The sequence below is a fragment of the Morganella psychrotolerans genome, assembly GCF_965118875.1.
GTDB classification, from domain to species: domain Bacteria; phylum Pseudomonadota; class Gammaproteobacteria; order Enterobacterales; family Enterobacteriaceae; genus Morganella; species Morganella psychrotolerans_C.
Genome location: NZ_CBCPJD010000007.1, coordinates 61,022 through 78,657 on the forward strand (window position 1 = coordinate 61,022; position 17,636 = coordinate 78,657).

At 49.1% G+C, this 17,636-nt stretch carries 14 protein-coding genes and 6 tRNA genes; 6 read left to right on the forward strand and 14 right to left on the reverse strand.

Annotated features, from left to right (window positions below):
• Window positions 1-30: 30 nt before the first annotated feature.
• A complete protein-coding gene (gene miaB, locus ACMHKJ_RS09445; protein WP_413493407.1) occupies window positions 31-1,470 on the reverse strand; it encodes a tRNA (N6-isopentenyl adenosine(37)-C2)-methylthiotransferase MiaB in 1,440 nt (479 codons plus the stop codon).
• 204 nt (window positions 1,471-1,674) lie between these two features.
• Between miaB and ubiF the strand changes: the two genes are divergently transcribed.
• Window positions 1,675-2,856: a 3-demethoxyubiquinol 3-hydroxylase gene (gene ubiF / locus ACMHKJ_RS09450; RefSeq protein WP_413493409.1), complete on the forward strand. Its 1,182-nt coding sequence runs from the start codon at window positions 1,675-1,677 to the stop codon at window positions 2,854-2,856.
• Between the two features lie 234 nt (window positions 2,857-3,090).
• Here the strand turns inward: ubiF and ACMHKJ_RS09455 are convergent.
• The 9 genes from ACMHKJ_RS09455 to nagB all read right to left on the reverse strand — a co-directional run bounded on the left by ACMHKJ_RS09455 (window position 3,091) and on the right by nagB (window position 7,162).
• Window positions 3,091-3,165, reverse strand: a tRNA-Gln gene (locus ACMHKJ_RS09455).
• Between the two features lie 5 nt (window positions 3,166-3,170).
• Window positions 3,171-3,247 (reverse strand) — tRNA-Met (locus ACMHKJ_RS09460).
• A gap of 41 nt (window positions 3,248-3,288) precedes the next feature.
• Window positions 3,289-3,363: transfer RNA gene (locus ACMHKJ_RS09465), tRNA-Gln, on the reverse strand.
• A 48-nt stretch (window positions 3,364-3,411) separates the two neighbouring features.
• Window positions 3,412-3,486 (reverse strand) — tRNA-Gln (locus ACMHKJ_RS09470).
• A gap of 44 nt (window positions 3,487-3,530) precedes the next feature.
• Window positions 3,531-3,615, reverse strand: a tRNA-Leu gene (locus ACMHKJ_RS09475).
• Window positions 3,616-3,622: 7 nt separating this feature from the next.
• Window positions 3,623-3,699: transfer RNA gene (locus ACMHKJ_RS09480), tRNA-Met, on the reverse strand.
• Window positions 3,700-3,899: 200 nt separating this feature from the next.
• A complete protein-coding gene (gene nagC / locus ACMHKJ_RS09485; protein ID WP_413493411.1) occupies window positions 3,900-5,135 on the reverse strand; it encodes a DNA-binding transcriptional regulator NagC in 1,236 nt (411 codons plus the stop codon).
• A 13-nt stretch (window positions 5,136-5,148) separates the two neighbouring features.
• A complete protein-coding gene (gene nagA / locus ACMHKJ_RS09490; RefSeq protein WP_413493413.1) occupies window positions 5,149-6,312 on the reverse strand; it encodes an N-acetylglucosamine-6-phosphate deacetylase in 1,164 nt (387 codons plus the stop codon).
• Window positions 6,313-6,355: 43 nt separating this feature from the next.
• Window positions 6,356-7,162 (reverse strand): glucosamine-6-phosphate deaminase, encoded by an 807-nt coding sequence (gene nagB / locus ACMHKJ_RS09495; protein WP_413493415.1) that lies wholly within the window; start codon window positions 7,160-7,162, stop codon window positions 6,356-6,358.
• A gap of 457 nt (window positions 7,163-7,619) precedes the next feature.
• Between nagB and nagE the strand changes: the two genes are divergently transcribed.
• Entirely contained in the window at window positions 7,620-9,656 is a 2,037-nt protein-coding gene (gene nagE / locus ACMHKJ_RS09500; protein ID WP_413493417.1) for an N-acetylglucosamine-specific PTS transporter subunit IIBC, read from the forward strand.
• A 174-nt stretch (window positions 9,657-9,830) separates the two neighbouring features.
• Window positions 9,831-11,498, forward strand: a complete 1,668-nt coding sequence (gene glnS / locus ACMHKJ_RS09505; protein ID WP_413493419.1) for a glutamine--tRNA ligase — start codon at window positions 9,831-9,833, stop codon at window positions 11,496-11,498.
• Between the two features lie 214 nt (window positions 11,499-11,712).
• On the opposite strand, the gene fur is transcribed toward glnS, so the two are convergent.
• The 3 genes from fur to ybfE all read right to left on the reverse strand — a co-directional run bounded on the left by fur (window position 11,713) and on the right by ybfE (window position 13,326).
• Window positions 11,713-12,159 (reverse strand): ferric iron uptake transcriptional regulator, encoded by a 447-nt coding sequence (gene fur, locus ACMHKJ_RS09510; protein WP_067370238.1) that lies wholly within the window; start codon window positions 12,157-12,159, stop codon window positions 11,713-11,715.
• A gap of 179 nt (window positions 12,160-12,338) precedes the next feature.
• Window positions 12,339-12,869 (reverse strand): flavodoxin FldA, encoded by a 531-nt coding sequence (fldA, locus tag ACMHKJ_RS09515; RefSeq protein ID WP_067370243.1) that lies wholly within the window; start codon window positions 12,867-12,869, stop codon window positions 12,339-12,341.
• 163 nt (window positions 12,870-13,032) lie between these two features.
• The gene (gene ybfE, locus ACMHKJ_RS09520) at window positions 13,033-13,326 is read right to left on the reverse strand and encodes a LexA regulated protein (RefSeq protein ID WP_067370359.1); all 294 of its coding nucleotides are present in this window, start codon (window positions 13,324-13,326) and stop codon (window positions 13,033-13,035) included.
• Window positions 13,327-13,635: 309 nt separating this feature from the next.
• Between ybfE and ACMHKJ_RS09525 the strand changes: the two genes are divergently transcribed.
• The gene (locus ACMHKJ_RS09525; protein WP_413493421.1) at window positions 13,636-13,890 is read left to right on the forward strand and encodes a hypothetical protein; all 255 of its coding nucleotides are present in this window, start codon (window positions 13,636-13,638) and stop codon (window positions 13,888-13,890) included.
• A gap of 16 nt (window positions 13,891-13,906) precedes the next feature.
• Here the strand turns inward: ACMHKJ_RS09525 and ACMHKJ_RS09530 are convergent, their stop codons facing one another.
• Window positions 13,907-14,686 carry an alpha/beta fold hydrolase gene (locus tag ACMHKJ_RS09530; RefSeq protein WP_413493423.1) on the reverse strand — a complete coding sequence of 260 codons (780 nt, stop codon included), beginning with the start codon at window positions 14,684-14,686 and terminating at the stop codon, window positions 13,907-13,909.
• A gap of 259 nt (window positions 14,687-14,945) precedes the next feature.
• Between ACMHKJ_RS09530 and seqA the strand changes: the two genes are divergently transcribed.
• Window positions 14,946-15,494: a replication initiation negative regulator SeqA gene (seqA, locus tag ACMHKJ_RS09535; protein WP_413493425.1), complete on the forward strand. Its 549-nt coding sequence runs from the start codon at window positions 14,946-14,948 to the stop codon at window positions 15,492-15,494.
• A gap of 77 nt (window positions 15,495-15,571) precedes the next feature.
• Entirely contained in the window at window positions 15,572-17,212 is a 1,641-nt protein-coding gene (gene pgm, locus ACMHKJ_RS09540; protein ID WP_413493427.1) for a phosphoglucomutase (alpha-D-glucose-1,6-bisphosphate-dependent), read from the forward strand.
• The last annotated feature ends 424 nt before the right edge of the window (window positions 17,213-17,636 follow it).

Here is a 17,636-nt window from a genome sequence, read left to right on the forward strand (position 1 = left end):
ATTACGGGCATGAATAACTGCCCGCAATGATTAATGTGTGGTTGGCCGATATGAGCCCACACCCAGTTCATCTTCTTTACGGGTACGGGCGATAACGGATGCCGGTGTTTCATGAACACGCAGGTTCATCTGGTCTTCCGTCCGGATAACCTTTCCGCGCAGTGAATTGGTGTAAACGTCGTCAATTTCAACGTCCACAAATTTACCGATCATCTCAGGGGTTCCCTCAAAGTTGACCACGCGGTTGCTTTCAGTGCGTCCGGATAACTCCATCACGTTTTTGCGGGACGTTCCTTCCACCAGGATGCGCTGAACGGTTCCCAGCATCTGACGGCTGTGGATCATCGCCTGTTGGGTGATACGCTGTTGTAACAGGTACAGACGCTGTTTTTTCTCATCTTCGCTGACATCATCGGGCAGGTCTGCCGCCGGTGTTCCGGGACGTGCGGAGTAAACAAAGCTGTAGCTGATATCAAATTTGATATCATCAATCAGCTGCATTGTTTTTTGGAAATCATCTTCTGTCTCGCCCGGGAAGCCGACGATAAAATCAGAGCTGATAAGCACATCCGGACGCGCTTTGCGCACCTTACGGATGATGCTTTTGTATTCCAGCGCGGTATGGGCGCGTTTCATCATCGTCAGAATACGGTCTGAGCCGCTTTGTACCGGCAGATGCAGGAAGCTGACCAGCTCCGGTGTATCTTCATACACAGTAATAATATCATCTGTAAATTCAATCGGATGGCTGGTGGTAAAACGGACACGATCGATACCGTCAATAGCCGCAACCAGGCGGATAAGTTCGGCAAAGCTGCAAATTCCGCCGCCGAATGCTGGTCCGCGGTAGGCATTTACGTTTTGCCCCAGCAGGTTAACTTCGCGCACACCTTGTGCGGCTAACTGTGCGATTTCATACAGAATATCGTCACACGGACGGCTGACTTCCTCACCACGGGTGTAAGGTACCACACAGAACGTGCAGTATTTATTGCAGCCTTCCATGATAGAGACAAATGCAGAAGGGCCGTCAGCACGCGGCTCCGGCAGATTGTCAAATTTTTCGATTTCCGGAAAGCTGATATCAACAATCGGGCTGCGATCGCCTCTGAGCCTGTTGATCATTTCCGGCAGACGGTGCAGGGTCTGCGGGCCGAAAACAATATCAACCGCAGGGGCGCGGCGGCGGATAAAATCCCCTTCCTGTGACGCAACACACCCGCCGACACCAATAATAATGTCCGGATTCTTGTCTTTCAGGTTTTTCCAGCGACCGAGCTGATGAAAAACTTTCTCCTGTGCTTTTTCCCGGATAGAGCAGGTATTTAACAGGAGAATATCGGCTTCATCAGAGTTGTCTGTTAAAGTGTAGCCGTGGGTGCTTTCCAGCAGGTCTGCCATTTTGGATGAATCATACTCATTCATCTGACAGCCCCAGGTTTTTATATACAGTTTTTTACTCGTCGACATTTTCTCAATCCGCTGTTTTCAGTGAAATAATACCCGCAACACTGAAAAGCATTGTGCGTATCCAATCAGGTTTTGATAGAACCAATGGTCGATATTGTATTCATTTGACACACCGGTGACCAGACCCGGTAGCACGGATCTTCACCTTTCCCGGTGAATTTACGGCAATTGAACAAAAAATCAACGTTTTAAAGTAGGTATCTTATGGATAACCCGATAACACATTCTGAAGTCACCGTCGTCGGCGGAGGTATGATTGGTGCCGCCTGCGCACTGGGACTGGCTGAGGCCGGTTTTCGTGTCACGGTTGCCGAGCAGCAGGCTCCCGCACCTTTCGATGCACAGGCGCGCCCTGATGTGCGGATTTCCGCTGTCAGCCGCGCATCAATTGAATTATTAACCGCACTTGGCGTGTGGGATGCGGTCCGCGCGATGCGCTGTGTGCCGTACCGGGCACTGGAAACCTATGAAACGCCGGGGTCTGAAGTTACCTTTACCGCTGAGAGCCTCGGGTTACCCGAACTTGGGTATATGGTGGAAAACCGGATATTGCAACTGGCGTTGTGGGAGAAAGTCACCGGGCACGAGCGCATCACTTGCTTGTGTCCGGCTCAGTTACAGACAATGACGAAGCAGGCAGATGAATGGCTGCTGACGTTCGGCGGCGGGGAGCAGATAAGCAGTCGCCTGGTGATTGGTGCTGATGGCGCGCGCTCGCAGGTCAGAACACTGACCGGCATCGGCAGCCGTGGCTGGCAGTACCGTCAGTCCTGTATGCTGATTTCGGTCGATACTCACAGGGCGCAGCAGGATCTCACCTGGCAGCAGTTTTCCCCGTCGGGTCCGCGCGCATTTCTGCCACTGTTTGATTCATATGCGTCACTGGTTTGGTATGACTCACCTGCCCGCATCCGCCAGCTCAGCAAGTTGCCGATGGCACAGTTGCAGGACGAGATCCGCACGGCATTCCCGGCACGTCTGGGTGAGGTTACCCCTCTGGCTGCCGGTTCGTTTCCGCTGGTGCGCCACCATGCCGCGCATTATGTTCAGGATGGCGTTGCACTGATTGGTGATGCGGCACATACCATTAATCCGCTTGCCGGGCAGGGGGTGAACCTCGGATACCGGGATGTGGATGCGTTGCTGGATATATTAATTAATGCGCGGGCGTGTTGTGAGGACTGGAGCAGTACTGAGGTGCTGAAACGCTATGAGCGCCGCCGCCGTCCGGATAACCTGCTGATGCAGGCGGGGATGGATGTATTCTATCTGGCGTTCAGTAATACGCTGCCGGGATTGCAGCCGCTGCGTAATTTGGCACTGACGGTGGCGCAACGTGCCACTCCGCTGAAGAAGCTGGCGCTGAAGTATGCGCTGGGGGTTTGAGTATATGATTCAGGCGGGGCAGGAGAATTTCTTCTGCTCCGGGGATCGCCTGACAGCAGGCAAAAACGAAAAGTCGCTGTAAACACCTCCCTGTGCGCTCAGGTGCGCCATCCATGGCGCACATGCTTTTCGTTTGTTTTGCCTGCTGACGCGCGTTGTACATTAGAAAACAGATAAAACAAATGTCCTGATTCAGAAAAGCAAAAAGCCCGTCATAGACGGGCTTTCAGAATTTGGCTGGGGTACCAGGATTCGAACCTGGGAATGCTGGAATCAGAATCCAGTGCCTTACCGCTTGGCGATACCCCAAAAGATGGTGGCTATGACGGGATTCGAACCTGTGACCCCAACATTATGAGTGTTGTGCTCTAACCAACTGAGCTACATAGCCATCCCGTACTTCTTACTTCTGACATCGTTTTTCAGATTAAATGGCTGGGGTACCAGGATTCGAACCTGGGCATGCTAGGATCAAAACCTAGTGCCTTACCGCTTGGCGATACCCCAACTGAAAAACGACATCTATCATACTTCATTTTTCCACAAAGTGGAAGATGGCTGGGGTACCAGGATTCGAACCTGGGCATGCTAGGATCAAAACCTAGTGCCTTACCGCTTGGCGATACCCCACCTGAAATACAATAAACAACAACGAACAACAAATGTCACGAGAATGGTGCGGAAGGCGAGACTTGAACTCGCACACCTTGCGGCGCCAGAACCTAAATCTGGTGCGTCTACCAATTTCGCCACTCCCGCAAAAAGATGGTGGCTATGACGGGATTCGAACCTGTGACCCCAACATTATGAGTGTTGTGCTCTAACCAACTGAGCTACATAGCCATCTTTTTCGCGTGACCTTCTATCGGCGTTGCGGGGCGCATTATGCTGATTACAGGCAAAAGCGTCAACTTCTTTTTGCAGATATTTTGACGGAATCCGTTTGTTTGCCTGCATAATAATCACTTTGCAGATAAAGAGAACAAAAAACAGGATAAAATCACGGAGTTGACGTATTTCTTTGTGGCTGACGCACCTTGTATTCACCCGGCGTCCGGTGGTTTATTTTCCAGAATATGCTGAAGTAATTCGCCGTATAACATCGCCCGTTTTATCAGGGCAAATGCTCCGATTGCTGAATTAGACGGTAATTGTGAAATCACCACCGGCAGATCCTCACGGAAATTTTTCAGCACCTGGGTGTTGATGCAGCTTTGCAATGCCGGTAGTAAAACCGTACTTGCAGCGGTAATTTCCCCTGCAATCACCACTTTTTGCGGGTTAAACAGGTTAATCATGATAGCAATGGCTTTTCCCAGGGAATTCCCCACCTGTTTAATCACTTCGGTTGCCAGCGGGTCGTTGCGGTTTGCGGCGAGGCAGATAGCGTCAATGGTACAGGTTTCCGGTGTCAGTTCACTTTTAAAGCCCTGTGCCAGCTGATGACGGACCCGGTTTTCGATTGCCGCATTGGATGCTACTGTTTCCAGACAGCCGAAATTGCCGCAGTGGCAGCGCTCGCCCAGCGGATCAATCTGAATATGACCGATTTCACCTAAACTTCCGCGCCGGTTCAGCAGAATCTGATGATTGATAATGATCCCCGCGCCGGTGCCACGGTGAATGCGCACAAGCAGGGAGTCAGCGCAGTCCTGTGTCGCGCCGGAGTAGTGTTCTGCCAGTGCCAGGCTGCGGATATCGTGACCTGCATAGCAGGGCAGCTGAAAATGTTGATGCAGGTTATCGGTCAGCGGCCATTCATCAACGGTAATATGCGGCATATAGCGCACTATACCGCGTTCAGGATCGACAAGCCCGGGCATGATAACCGCAATCGCAATAAGTTCGCGGATACGCCGCTGGTGCGTCTGAATAAACGTATCGATAAGCGTGATGAGCTGCGCCTGGGCATCATCCTGAGAAATAACATTCAGTGCTGTGTTGTGCTCGGCAATTGCCCGTCCGCTGAGATCATAAAGGGCAATGGTGGCATCAAAGCGCCCGAGACGCACACCGATAGTCTGAAATGCGCGGTGCTCTGAAATAATAGAGATAGCGCGGCGCCCGCCGGTGGATGCCTGTTGATCCACCTCTTTTATCAGGCCGCGCTCCAGGAGCTGACGGGTGATTTTTGTGACACTTGCCGGCGCCAGCAGGCTGTGCTCGGCAATCTGAATACGTGAAATGGGGCCGAGCTGGTCTATCAGGCGATACACCACCGCCCCGTTAAGCTGCTTGACTAAATCAATGTTTCCTATCTGCGGATTTCCGTTACCCATCGACGTATTTTACTCACGATATTGTGACCTCTTTCCCGTTAACCACTGTCATGCAGATGGAAAAATCAGCGGTAAAGGCGGTCAGATTGGCAATATTGCCGGCTTTTATGCTTCCCAGTCTGTCCGCAACACCGATTGCCCGTGCCGGATAGAGCGTGGCCATACGCAGTGTTTCGTCCAGCGGGATACCAACGTGCTGAACACAATTTTGTACTGCGCGGATCATGGTTAATGAGGAACCACTTAATGTGCCGTTTTCGTCAACACATAAACCATCACGATAATATATCGTTTTGCCTGCAAATATAAAATGATCCAGACCGCTGGTTTGCGGATCAAGACCCGCCGGAGCGGTTGCATCAGTGACTAATATCAGCTTGTCGCCCTTGAGTGCCTTGCTGTTGCGGATATTTGGCCAGGAAACATGCAGTCCGTCAGCTATAATTCCGGCGTATATTTCGCTGGTATCATAAATAGCACCAATCAATCCCGGCTGACGACCGGAAATATACGGCATAGCATTAAACAGGTGAGTGGACAGTGTAATACCATTTTCAAACCCGGCTCGGGCCTCTTCATAGGTCGCATTAGAGTGTCCGGATGAGACAACAATCCCGGCATCTGTTAATTTGCGGATAACCGCAGGGTCTGCCATTTCAGGTGCCAGGGTGAGTTTGGTGATGACATCAGCATTTTCACACAGAAAATCAATCATGGTGGCATCCGGTTTGCGGATATAGGCCGGGTTATGAGTCCCTTTTTTTACCGGATTGATGTAAGGCCCTTCAAGATGCAGTCCCAGCGCCTGATTTTTATAAGTTTTAAGGTATTCACGCATAGTGCGGATGCTCAGTTTCATCAGCGCATCCGGGCTTGTTATCAGCGTCGGCAGGAAACTGGTGCAGCCGGTGCGTTCATTGGCTTTTTGCATAATTTCAAGCGTACGGACACTGATATCCGCTTCGTTATCATTAAATTGTACGCCGCCGCAGCCGTTAACCTGTAAATCGATAAAGCCCGGGGAGAGGATAGCGCCGCCCAGATCTTTTTTCTCAATATCTGCGGGTAGTTCATTTTCCGGACACACCCGGTGGATTAACTCTCCGTCAATAATAACCGCGTGGTTTTCCAGACGATCATGACCGGTGTAAATAACAGCATTGGTTAACGCGTACATAGGACCTCCGTGAAAACTGCCCGTGAAGGGCAGTCAGCATCAGTTATTCAGAAAATTGCGTAATAATGTCAGACTCAAGATGACAGAAATATTTCAGTGTTTTCACTTTGAGTTCCAGTGTGGCCGGCTCGTCGCACACTACGATGGCTTTCGGGTGGATCTGCACGCAGGTGATGGTCCACATGTGGTTGACGGAACCCTCCACCGCCTGCTGTACCGCCATGGCTTTATTATGACCGGTTGCGAGGATCAGCAGCTCTTTTGCATCCATCAGCGTACCGACACCTACAGTGAGTGCGTATTTCGGTACTTTATTGATATCATTGTCAAAGAAACGGGAGTTCGCGTTGCGGGTTTCCGGTGTCAGTGTTTTGACCCGGGTGCGTGAGGCGAGAGAAGAGCCCGGTTCATTAAAGGCGATATGTCCGTCATTACCCACGCCACCCATAAAGAGCTGCACGCCGCCGTATGCTTTTATTTTATCTTCATAGCGGGCACATTCAGCATCGGTATCCGGTGCGTTACCATTGAGCAAATTGATATTTTCTGCTTGAATATCAATATGATTAAAGAAATTTTCATGCATAAATGAGTGATAGCTCTGCGGATGTGCTTCCGGCAGACCAATGTACTCATCCATATTAAATGTCACGACGTGCCGGAAACTGACAACACCGGTTTGGTGCAGTACAATCAGTGCCTTATACGTCGCCAGTGGTGTTCCGCCTGTCGGCAGACCCAGAACAAACGGGCGATCTGCGGTGGGTTTAAACGCATTAATTTTGTCAGCAATATATTGTGCTGACCACTGACCGACATCCTGCGCGCGGGCAAGAGGGATTAAACGCATATCAGTTCTGCCTTATTAGATTTATACCCTTATTCATTCAAACTGCAGGTTTGTTGGCTGAACACAGCCTGCCTGCATCCTGAATAACGTTGGGTAGACCGGTTCATCGGATTCAGGTATCTGTTGTCTCAGGAAGATAGTTCCTGCTTTATCTATAGCATGAATATCCGTGATTTATTAGTCACGGGGACTGAGACTGCCGGACAAAAGATATTTTTTATCTTAAAATAAGTTTTGAGTGACCGCCAGCATTTTAACCATACGATAACGAATATTGGTGATTGAAGTCACAAAACATAGCTATTTAATTTGCGATGCAAAATAAACTTTTTAGACTGATACGTACAGTTAGCAGTAAAATAAGCTGTAATAAAATAAATGCGGACCAATCATAATTGGCCGCGATAATAATGCTGTAAAACAAAAAGCCATCCGTGAGGGCGGCAAGGGGGAGTGAGTGGGTATATTGAATTATTTGCAGCGGATTGGCCGTGCACTGATGGTGCCGGTTGCCACACTGCCGGCTGCGGCAATTCTGATGGGGGTCGGATACTGGATCGACCCGACTGGCTGGGGTGCGGATAACGTTGTCGCTGCTTTCCTGATCAAGTCCGGTGCAGCTATCATCGAAAATATGTCGATGTTGTTCGCTATCGGTATCGCTTATGGTATGTCAAAAGACAAAGACGGTGCGGCTGCACTGACCGGCTTTATCAGCTTCATGGTGGTGACAACACTGTGTTCTACCGCTACAGTCGGTATGATTCAGGGGATACCTGCCGCAGACGTCCCGGCTGCATTTGGTAAAATCAACAATCAGTTTGTCGGTATCCTGGTCGGTGTTATTTCTGCTGAGCTGTATAACCGTTACAGCAGTGTTGAACTGCCGATGGCGCTTTCCTTCTTCAGCGGACGTCGTCTGGTGCCGATTCTGGCATCATTTGTGATGATCCTGGTCTCTGCAATTCTGATGTATGTCTGGCCGCTTATTTATGATGCGCTGGTCTCTTTCGGCAAGAGTATTAAAGACCTGGGCGCATGGGGCGCGGGGATTTATGGCTTCTTTAACCGCCTGTTAATTCCTGTCGGTCTGCATCACGCGCTGAACTCGGTATTCTGGTTCAACGTGGCAGATATTAACGATATCCCTAACTTCCTCGGTGGTCAGCAATCGATTGATTCGGGCAGTGCGATAGCCGGGATAACCGGCCGTTATCAGGCCGGGTTCTTTCCGATCATGATGTTTGGTATTCCGGGCGCTGCGCTGGCGATTTATCACTGCGCCAAACCGGAGAATAAAGCAAAAGTTGCCGGTATCATGCTGGCGGGGGCATTTGCGGCATTCTTTACAGGTATTACCGAGCCGATTGAGTTCTCCTTTATGTTTGTGGCGCCGGTGCTGTATGTCATCCACGCATTCCTGACCGGTGTTTCACTGTTCATTGCGGCATCAATGCAGTGGATTTCCGGTTTCGGCTTCAGCGCCGGGCTGGTGGATATGGCACTCTCTTCACGTAATCCGCTGGCGACCAACTGGTATATGCTGATTGCGCAGGGGCTGGTTTTCTTCGCACTTTATTATGTGGTCTTCCGTTTTGTTATCAAAAAATTCAATCTGTTAACCCCGGGACGTGAAGCGGCAATGGCCACAAACGATACCATCGATGGTTACAGTGAGAATGTCAGTACATCCGCAAGCGCCAAAGATGAGAAAAAATCCATTCACAGCGAAGCGCGTCAGTATATTGCGGCAATCGGCGGCTCAGATAATCTGACCGGCATTGACGCCTGTATCACCCGTCTGCGACTGAATGTAAAAGATTCTGCGCTGGTGAGTGATGCGTATGCGAAGCAGATTGGCGCCTCAGGGGTTATCCGTCTGAATAAAGAGAGTGTGCAGGTAATTGTCGGCACACGTGCAGAACTTATCGCCAGTGCGATGCGTGATGTGCTCAAAGATGGTCCGGTTCCTGCAGCTCAGGTCACTGCTGCTGCACCGGCAGAAAGTAAAGCGTCTGCAAAAGGGAACGGAAAAATTGTTCTGAGCCTGGTGGCGCCGTTTGACGGTGAAGTGGTGGACTTATCCGATGTACCGGATGAAGCATTTTCCGGGCGTGTGGTCGGCGATGGTCTGGCGATCAAACCGGAAAGTGAGCTTGTTCTGGCACCGGCTGCCGGTACGGTAGTGAAAATTTTCGATACTAACCATGCATTTTGTCTGGAAACAGATGAGGGTGCCGAAATTATCGTCCACATCGGTGTTGATACGGTGATGCTGAAAGGTAACGGTTTTACCCGCCTGATTGAAGAGGGCGCACAGGTTGCTGCCGGCGACCCGGTGCTGAAACTGGATCTGGTGTATCTGAATGAACATGCCAAATCTATGATAAGCCCGGTGATCATCAGTAATATCGATGATTATGATACGGTAGAGATAGTGGCGAAAGGGTTGGTTAAAGCGAATGAATCTGTGCTGTACCATGTCATGAAATAAGTGATTGCAGTTATGATAATAACGGGAGGCTTCGGCTTCCCGTTTTTTTATTCGTTTTTTATGCGATGGTGTCCGTTCTGCTGATATTTACGTGATCAAGTGGTTGTATATAAGCGCGGCATATTAGATGATAACAAGTTATTACTGCGCATATTGCATTGAGGAATTATGACAATGAACGAGGCTGATGCCCGCCCGACAAATTTTATTCGCCAAATTATTGACGAAGACCTGGCTACCGGAAAACACACCACGGTTCACACGCGTTTCCCGCCTGAGCCGAATGGCTACCTGCATATTGGTCACGCAAAATCTATCTGCCTGAATTTCGGCATTGCGAAAGACTACCAGGGGCAATGCAATCTGCGTTTTGATGACACCAATCCCGCAAAAGAAGACGTCGAATACGTCAATTCTATTGAAAATGATGTCAAATGGCTCGGTTTTCAGTGGAGCGGAAAAGTTTGTTATTCCTCTGATTATTTTGACTCGCTGTATGATTATGCTGTTGAGTTAATTAATAAAGGTCTGGCATTCGTTTGTGAATTAAGTGCAGAGCAAATCCGCGAATACCGTGGCTCACTGAAAGAGCCGGGTAAAAACAGCCCTTACCGTGACCGCACTCCGGAAGAGAACCTTGCGCTGTTTGAAAAAATGCGTGATGGCGGCTTTGAAGAAGGGAAAGCGTGTCTGCGTGCCAAAATTGATATGGCATCCTCCTTTATCGTAATGCGCGACCCGGTTATTTACCGTATTAAATTTGCCACACATCACCAGACCGGTGATAAATGGTGCATTTATCCGATGTATGATTTCACCCATTGTATTTCTGATGCGCTGGAAGGGATCACGCATTCACTTTGTACTCTGGAATTCCAGGACAACCGCCGTCTGTATGACTGGGTTCTGGATAACATTACGATTGCCTGCCATCCGCGTCAGTACGAGTTTTCCCGTCTGAATCTCGAATATACGGTGATGTCAAAACGTAAACTGAACCAGTTGGTGACAGAGAAATTTGTTGATGGCTGGGATGATCCGCGCATGCTGACTATTTCCGGTTTGCGCCGTCGTGGTTATACCGCCGCGTCTATCCGTGAATTCTGCCGCCGTATCGGTGTTACCAAGCAGGATAATAATGTCGAAATGGCCGCACTTGAATCTTGTATCCGTGATGATCTGAATGACAGCGCACCGCGCGCAATGGCAGTGATTGATCCGGTGAAACTGGTGATTGAAAACATGGCGGAAGGTGATGTTGTGTTAGCCATGCCTAATCATCCGAATAACCCGGATATGGGCACGCGTGAAGTGCCGTTCAGCCGTGAAATCTGGATCGACCGTGCCGATTTCCGTGAGGAAGCTAATAAACAGTACAAACGCCTGGTGCTGAATAAAGAAGTCCGTCTGCGTAATGCGTTTATTATCAAAGCAGAGCGTGTGGAAAAAGACAGCGAAGGTAATATCACCACGATTTTCTGTACTTACGATCCGGAAACGCTGAATAAAGACCCGGCTGACGGGCGCAAAGTACGCGGTGTTATCCACTGGGTCAGTGTGAAGCACGCTGTACCGGCTGAAATTCGTTTGTATGATCGTCTGTTCAGTGTGGCAAACCCGGGCGCACAGGATGATTTCCTGTCTGTTCTGAATCCGGAATCATTAGTTGTTCGTCAGGGTTTTGTGGAACCATCACTGAAAGGTGCTGACAGCGCGAAGCCGTACCAGTTTGAGCGCGAAGGGTATTTCTGTGCCGATGTTAAGTTATCATCAGAAGACCGCCCTGTATTTAACCGCACAGTCGGTTTGCGTGATACCTGGGCAAAAATTGAGAGTAAATAATACGGATAATATATTGTAATTATTCAACTATACCCTTATTCATTCAAACTGCAGGTTCGTTGGCCGCATTCAGATAGCCGGGTCACATACTGGTGTATGCTCCCCGTCTATCCTTCCCTTGCCGCCTGCCTGCATCCTGAATGACGTTGGGTATATAAAAAAAGCCGTTCATCTGAACGGCTTTTTTATGTCTGAAACAGCACATAACGAAAAATTATTTTTCGTTATGAATACCGTCATCTGAGCGGCAGTCACCATCTGCACAGTGACCATACAAATACAGGCTGTGGTTGGTGAGTTTGATACCGTGGCGCTGCGCAATATCTTTCTGGCGTGACTCAATAGATTCATCACTGAACTCAATGACTTTTCCGCAATCCAGGCAGATCAGATGGTCATGGTGATGTTGCTGAGTCAGTTCGAAAACTGATTTTCCGCCTTCAAAGTTGTGGCGGGTGACAATGCCTGCATCATCAAACTGATTGAGTACGCGGTAGACTGTTGCCAGTCCAATCTCTTCACCGATATCAATCAGTTTTTTATAGAGATCTTCCGCACTGACGTGATGGCACGTCGGATCCTGCAACACTTCCAGAATTTTCAGGCGGGGAAGTGTGACTTTCAGTCCTGCATTTTTCAATGCTTTATTGTTATCTGTCATGCGGATTTAGTCCTATATTGTCGCGGGTAAGCGTATGCACAGTGAATGCGCTCAACGGCTGAACACAATGTCCGGCTATCGTGTACTGTCAGGTGCGATTCGCCTGACCGATACCGGATCGGATTGTAATATCATTACATAAATAAGCCGGATTATCATTCGCAATTTAAGGGAAATACTTAAATTGCGAGGATCTCGTTGAGGCTCATCTCTTCACGGATTTGTTCAACCCACTTTGCAACGCGCTCGTTGGTCAGTTCAGGCTGGCGATCTTCATCAATAGCGAGTCCGATAAAATGAGTGTCATCTGCCAGACCTTTCGACTCTTCAAAATGATAGCCTTCAGTCGGCCAGTGGCCAACAATCACGGCACCGCGCGGCTCAATGATGTCACGGATAGTCCCCATGGCGTCACAGAAGTATTCAGCATAATCCTCCTGGTCACCACAGCCGAAAATGCCCACTATTTTTCCTTCAAAATCAATCTCTTCCAGTGTCGGGAAGAAATCATCCCAGTCGCACTGTGCTTCACCGTAATACCATGTCGGGATACCGAGCAGTAAGAAATCATAGCCTTCGATGTCCTCTTTGCTGCACTTGGCAACATCGCGGACGTCGGCAACACCATCACCAAGTGATTTCTGGATCATTTTAGCGATATTTTCTGTGTTCCCGGTGTCACTGCCGAAAAATATACCTGTGATTGCCATAACTAGCCTCTTAATCGAAAATCTCTGTGCCTGCAAAAGGACGCCGCAGCGACAACAAGCAGAAATTATAACTATTTCATCTTTGTAAATACCATTCTGACTAAAACAGTATTTGAAGTCTGTCAAATTTGTGTGGTGTGTCGTCTCACAACCGTGTGTCGTCTCACAACTTAGTACACAGATTTAAACTCTGAAGGTGTTCGAGCAGAATTTGTTCAATCAACTCACCCCGGGTTACATTTTCCTCATACGCCCGCTCATTTAAGGCATCCACGATATCAGCACTCAGTTTGAGTTCAACGCGGCGCAATCCGTTGACCTTATCACGCCGTAACTGATTGCGTTTGTTAATACGCAACTGCTCATCGCGGGAGAGCGGGTTTGTTTTCGGTCGCCCGGGCCGGCGTTCATCTGCGAACAAATCCGGGGTGGTACGATCTGTTTGTTCTTTGGCCATAATTTTACTACGAAAAGGCGGATAACGATGATAAACGCGCAATGATACACCGGCGTCCTGTATATCGCTACCGCTTAGCACATTGTTCTCTGTGATTTCAGGCAGATTGCTTAACATCCCGCCATAAGGGGCTTGCAGAGATAAACAGTCGCACAGGCATGAATAATGGGATCAATGAGTCCGTCCTGGTGATTATTCTGATGAATATATTAGGAAAAAAGGAATTTATTGCTCAGGATAACGGAGTGTTTTTGCCGCAATGCATTGCGTAGTATGTATTTTCAGCAGGCGAACCGCAGGGAAACGCGCATGGAACGCATCACCGGACAGCACGAACCACAGAGTATTCAACGCAGGAAAGCCGTGCTTCAGAACCGGGTATTGCGGCTTTTGGGAATTATCAGTTGGCCGTTGCAGTATACTGTCTTTATTTTATCCGGCTGTTTTTTACTGGATCTCTGTTTTGATTTACCGGGCCATGAAGTGAAATACCATGTAAAGCTGCTGGTTTCCTGGTGGCAGGAAAGTGGCGCAGAAAATATGTTGGTGAGTTTCCGCCACTGAATTTTTGTTTTTGCTGTCAGATTTTTTCCAGAAACCGCCCGATGGCACGCAGGACCGCATCCGGTTTTTCGGCGTGAACCCAATGCCCGCATCCGGCAATAACATGCGCGGTTGCCTGCGGAAACTGCTGCATAATGGCTTCGCGGTATTCAGGTTTGACATAGGATGATTTTCCGCCCGGGATAAGCAGCAGCGGAACATTTTGTGCGGGTAGCGGCTCCCAGCCGATTATAGATTCATACTGCGCTTTTATGACCGGCAGGTTGAATTTCCATTCTCCCTGAGCGAAGGATTTGAGCAGAAACGGGATCACACCGTCTTCTCTGATGCGCTGTTCCATTACAGATGTGGCCGCCTGACGCGTTGTGACACCGGCATTGGTCACGTCTTCGAGTGCAGCGATGATTTCATCATGACGGCGCACTCCGTAAGCTACCGGCGCTATGTCTATCACCACAAGGGCTTTCACTGTTTCCGGTGCCAGTGCCGCCAGCGCCATCGCTATTTTTCCACCCATGGAATGTCCGATAACAATGACTTTTTCAAATGTCAGTGCGGTGATGAGATCAAGCACATCCTGCGCCATTTCGGCATAACTCATCGTGTTCGCACGCGGTGAATCGCCGTGGTTACGGACATCAATCTGCACGACGGTGTGTGTGGTGCGCAACCCGCGCCCGAGCACACCCAGATTATGCAGATCACCGAATAACCCGTGGATAAGAATAACAGGAGTGGCAGATTGTGATATTTCAGGCGTAAACATTTCATAGTGCAGTAATGCAGGTAATTTCATAATAACGGCCGATCCGCAGAGCAAAACATATCCACTATGATGACATGCCTGCGCGGGGAAACCAAGATGTTGCGAAGATGTATCTGCAGGAAAAACAGCGTCTGAAAACGATAACTTACTGATTTATTTTTTAAATGAGGATGAGGAACATAACCGGATGTTTTTAGTTTAAGTTATTGAAATTTTACTTGTTTTGTTTTGCTGTTTTCTATCTTATAATAAAGCGTTTCGCGTTAACGAATAAAAGAACCGGGTAGAAATGAAAACAATCGACGTAGATGAAGAGCTTTATCGTTATATTGCAGGCCATACACAGCATATTGGTGAAAGTGCATCGGTGATTTTACGCCGTATGCTGAATTTAGGGCCGCAGGCACCGGATGTCAGCAGCGCACCAGTCAGCGCCACAGACAATAAGACGCCGGCTGCCGCATCCCGTCCGGTGAAAACCGCCCCTTTGGATCCTGTCCGTGCGGTGCGTGAGTTGCTGTTATCTGACAGCTACGCGGAAAAAAAGAAAACGATTGATCGCTTTATGCTGGTGCTCTCCGCGTTGTACAGTATTGATCCGCTGAGTTTTCAGAAAAGTACGGATGAGCTGCATGGTCGCACCCGCGTTTACTTTGCCGGTGATGAACACACACTGCTGGCCAGTGGTAAAACCAGCAAACCCCGGCATATTCCGGGTACCCCGTTCTGGGTTATCACCAACACAAATACACAACGAAAACAGAGTATGATCGAGCAGATCATGCAGGGAATGGGCTTCCCGGTAAATACGGTAGAGAAAGTCTGTAATACCCTGTAAGGGGTATTTTGCCTGTCTGTTTTTGTAAAAAGCATGAGTACCGGCCGGTAACGGCATAATCAGGGAGAAATGACACAGTGGCTCACACGCATCCGCGGGCTGGTCAGCCTGCGCAACAATCTGATTTAATCAATGTGGCGCAGCTTACATCTCAGTATTATACCCTTACACCTGATGCGGCAATCACTGCCCAGCAGGTGAAGTTTGGTACTTCGGGGCACCGTGGCAGTGCCGGACGCTGTAGCTTTAATGAAGCGCACATCCTGGCGGTGACGCAGGCTATCGCCGAAATTCGTCAGCAGCAGGGTGTTTGTGGTCCGTGTTATGTGGGCAAAGACACTCACGCTTTATCTGAACCGGCTTTCCTGACCGTATTATCCGTACTGGCTGCAAATGGTGTTCGCGTAATCATTCAGGAAAATAATGGTTTCACCCCGACCCCGGCTGTCTCTCATGCGATCCTGACTTACAACCGTACACATGCGGATAAAGCTGACGGCATTGTTATCACCCCGTCACACAACCCGCCTGAAGATGGTGGTATCAAATATAATCCGCCAACCGGTGGTCCTGCTGATACAGATCTCACTTCGGTGATTGAAAAACGCGCTAATTATTTGCTGGCAGGGCATTTTGATCAGATAAAACAGATGCCGGTCAGTGATGCGCTATGCAGTCCGCTGGTCAGTGCCGTTAATCTGATCGACCCGTATGTCTGCTCTCTCAGTGATGTGGTCAACATGGATGCTATTCGTAACGCGAAGCTTAAAATTGGCGTTGACCCGCTGGGTGGCGCCGGTATTGAGTACTGGAAGCGCATCCGTGATTTTTATGATCTTGATATTGAGCTGGTCAATGACCAGGTTGATCAAACCTTCCGTTTTATGCCGCTGGATCATGACGGCGTGATCCGCATGGATTGCTCATCCAAATGGGCGATGGACGGGCTGCTAAGTATGCGGGATAAATTTTCACTGGCGTTCGCCAATGACCCCGATTATGACCGCCACGGCATTGTGACCCCTAAAGGGCTGATGAATCCGAACCATTATCTGGCGGTAGCGATCAATTACCTGTTTCAGCACCGTCCGGACTGGCCTGCCTCAGTGAATGTCGGGAAAACCCTGGTATCCAGCGCCATGATCGACCGTGTTGTCGCGGATTTACAGCGCGAGTTGATCGAAGTCCCGGTCGGGTTCAAATGGTTTGTTGACGGTTTATATCACGGCACGCTGGGTTTCGGCGGCGAAGAAAGCGCCGGTGCATCTTTCCTGCGTTTCGACGGTACGCCGTGGTCAACAGATAAAGACGGTATTATTCTCTGTCTGTTAGCCGCAGAACTGACCGCCGTGACCGGTAAAAACCCGCAGCAGCATTATGATGAGCTGGCTGAAAAATTTGGTTCACCGTGTTACAGCCGTATTCAGGCCGCCGCCAGTTATGATGAAAAGTCACGCTTATCAAAATTGTCACCTGAGATGGTAAAAGCAGATACGCTTGCCGGAGATCCGATCACCGCCCGTCTGACAACGGCCCCCGGCAATGGCGCGTCTATCGGTGGTCTGAAGGTTATGAGTGAGCAGGGCTGGTTTGCCGCCCGCCCGTCCGGCACAGAAGATGCGTATAAAATCTATTGTGAAAGTTTCCGCGGACCGGAACATCTGGCGCAGATTGAAAAAGAAGCGATTGAGATAGTAAATCAGGTGATAGCTGACTGATTTTCTCAGGACAAAAAAACGCGGACGGATTTTTCCTCCGCGTTTTTTTATGTCTGCAAAACAATATAATTTGGCAGAGAACCAGTGGCTATATACCCTTATTCATTCAAACTGCAGGTTCGTTGGCCGCACGATGCCCGCCGGGTCACATACTGATGTATGCTCCCCTGTCTATCTTCCTTTGCCGCTTTCCTGCTTTTCTGCATCTTGAATGACGTTGGGTATAAATGATTCGTATTCTTAATAATTCATTATCAATTATTTCGTCTGTAATTCATTGGCTGGTAAGCATGGCTTGATTTTTTTAGCATGAAATGCTGATAAAATGATAAATAAATAACAATATTGCAACACAATTACAAAAAAAGGGGCATTTTGTGCCTATCACTGCCCTTGATAGTGGTCGGATGAGTGGCAAAGTTTA

Excerpts from the sequence above, each read along its gene's own strand:
- nagC (WP_413493411.1), bottom strand. The coding sequence starts at position 5,135 with ATGGGTAACGGAAATCCGCAGATAGGAAACATTGATTTAGTCAAGCAG.
- ubiF (WP_413493409.1), top strand. The coding sequence starts at position 1,675 with ATGGATAACCCGATAACACATTCTGAAGTCACCGTCGTCGGCGGAGGT.
- ACMHKJ_RS09525 (WP_413493421.1), top strand. The coding sequence starts at position 13,636 with ATGGAACGCATCACCGGACAGCACGAACCACAGAGTATTCAACGCAGG.
- fur (WP_067370238.1), bottom strand. The coding sequence starts at position 12,159 with ATGACAGATAACAATAAAGCATTGAAAAATGCAGGACTGAAAGTCACA.
- ACMHKJ_RS09530 (WP_413493423.1), bottom strand. The coding sequence starts at position 14,686 with ATGAAATTACCTGCATTACTGCACTATGAAATGTTTACGCCTGAAATA.
- nagB (WP_413493415.1), bottom strand. The coding sequence starts at position 7,162 with ATGCGTTTAATCCCTCTTGCCCGCGCGCAGGATGTCGGTCAGTGGTCA.
- miaB (WP_413493407.1), bottom strand. The coding sequence starts at position 1,470 with ATGTCGACGAGTAAAAAACTGTATATAAAAACCTGGGGCTGTCAGATG.
- ybfE (WP_067370359.1), bottom strand. The coding sequence starts at position 13,326 with ATGGCCAAAGAACAAACAGATCGTACCACCCCGGATTTGTTCGCAGAT.
- seqA (WP_413493425.1), top strand. The coding sequence starts at position 14,946 with ATGAAAACAATCGACGTAGATGAAGAGCTTTATCGTTATATTGCAGGC.
- fldA (WP_067370243.1), bottom strand. The coding sequence starts at position 12,869 with ATGGCAATCACAGGTATATTTTTCGGCAGTGACACCGGGAACACAGAA.
- glnS (WP_413493419.1), top strand. The coding sequence starts at position 9,831 with ATGAACGAGGCTGATGCCCGCCCGACAAATTTTATTCGCCAAATTATT.
- nagA (WP_413493413.1), bottom strand. The coding sequence starts at position 6,312 with ATGTACGCGTTAACCAATGCTGTTATTTACACCGGTCATGATCGTCTG.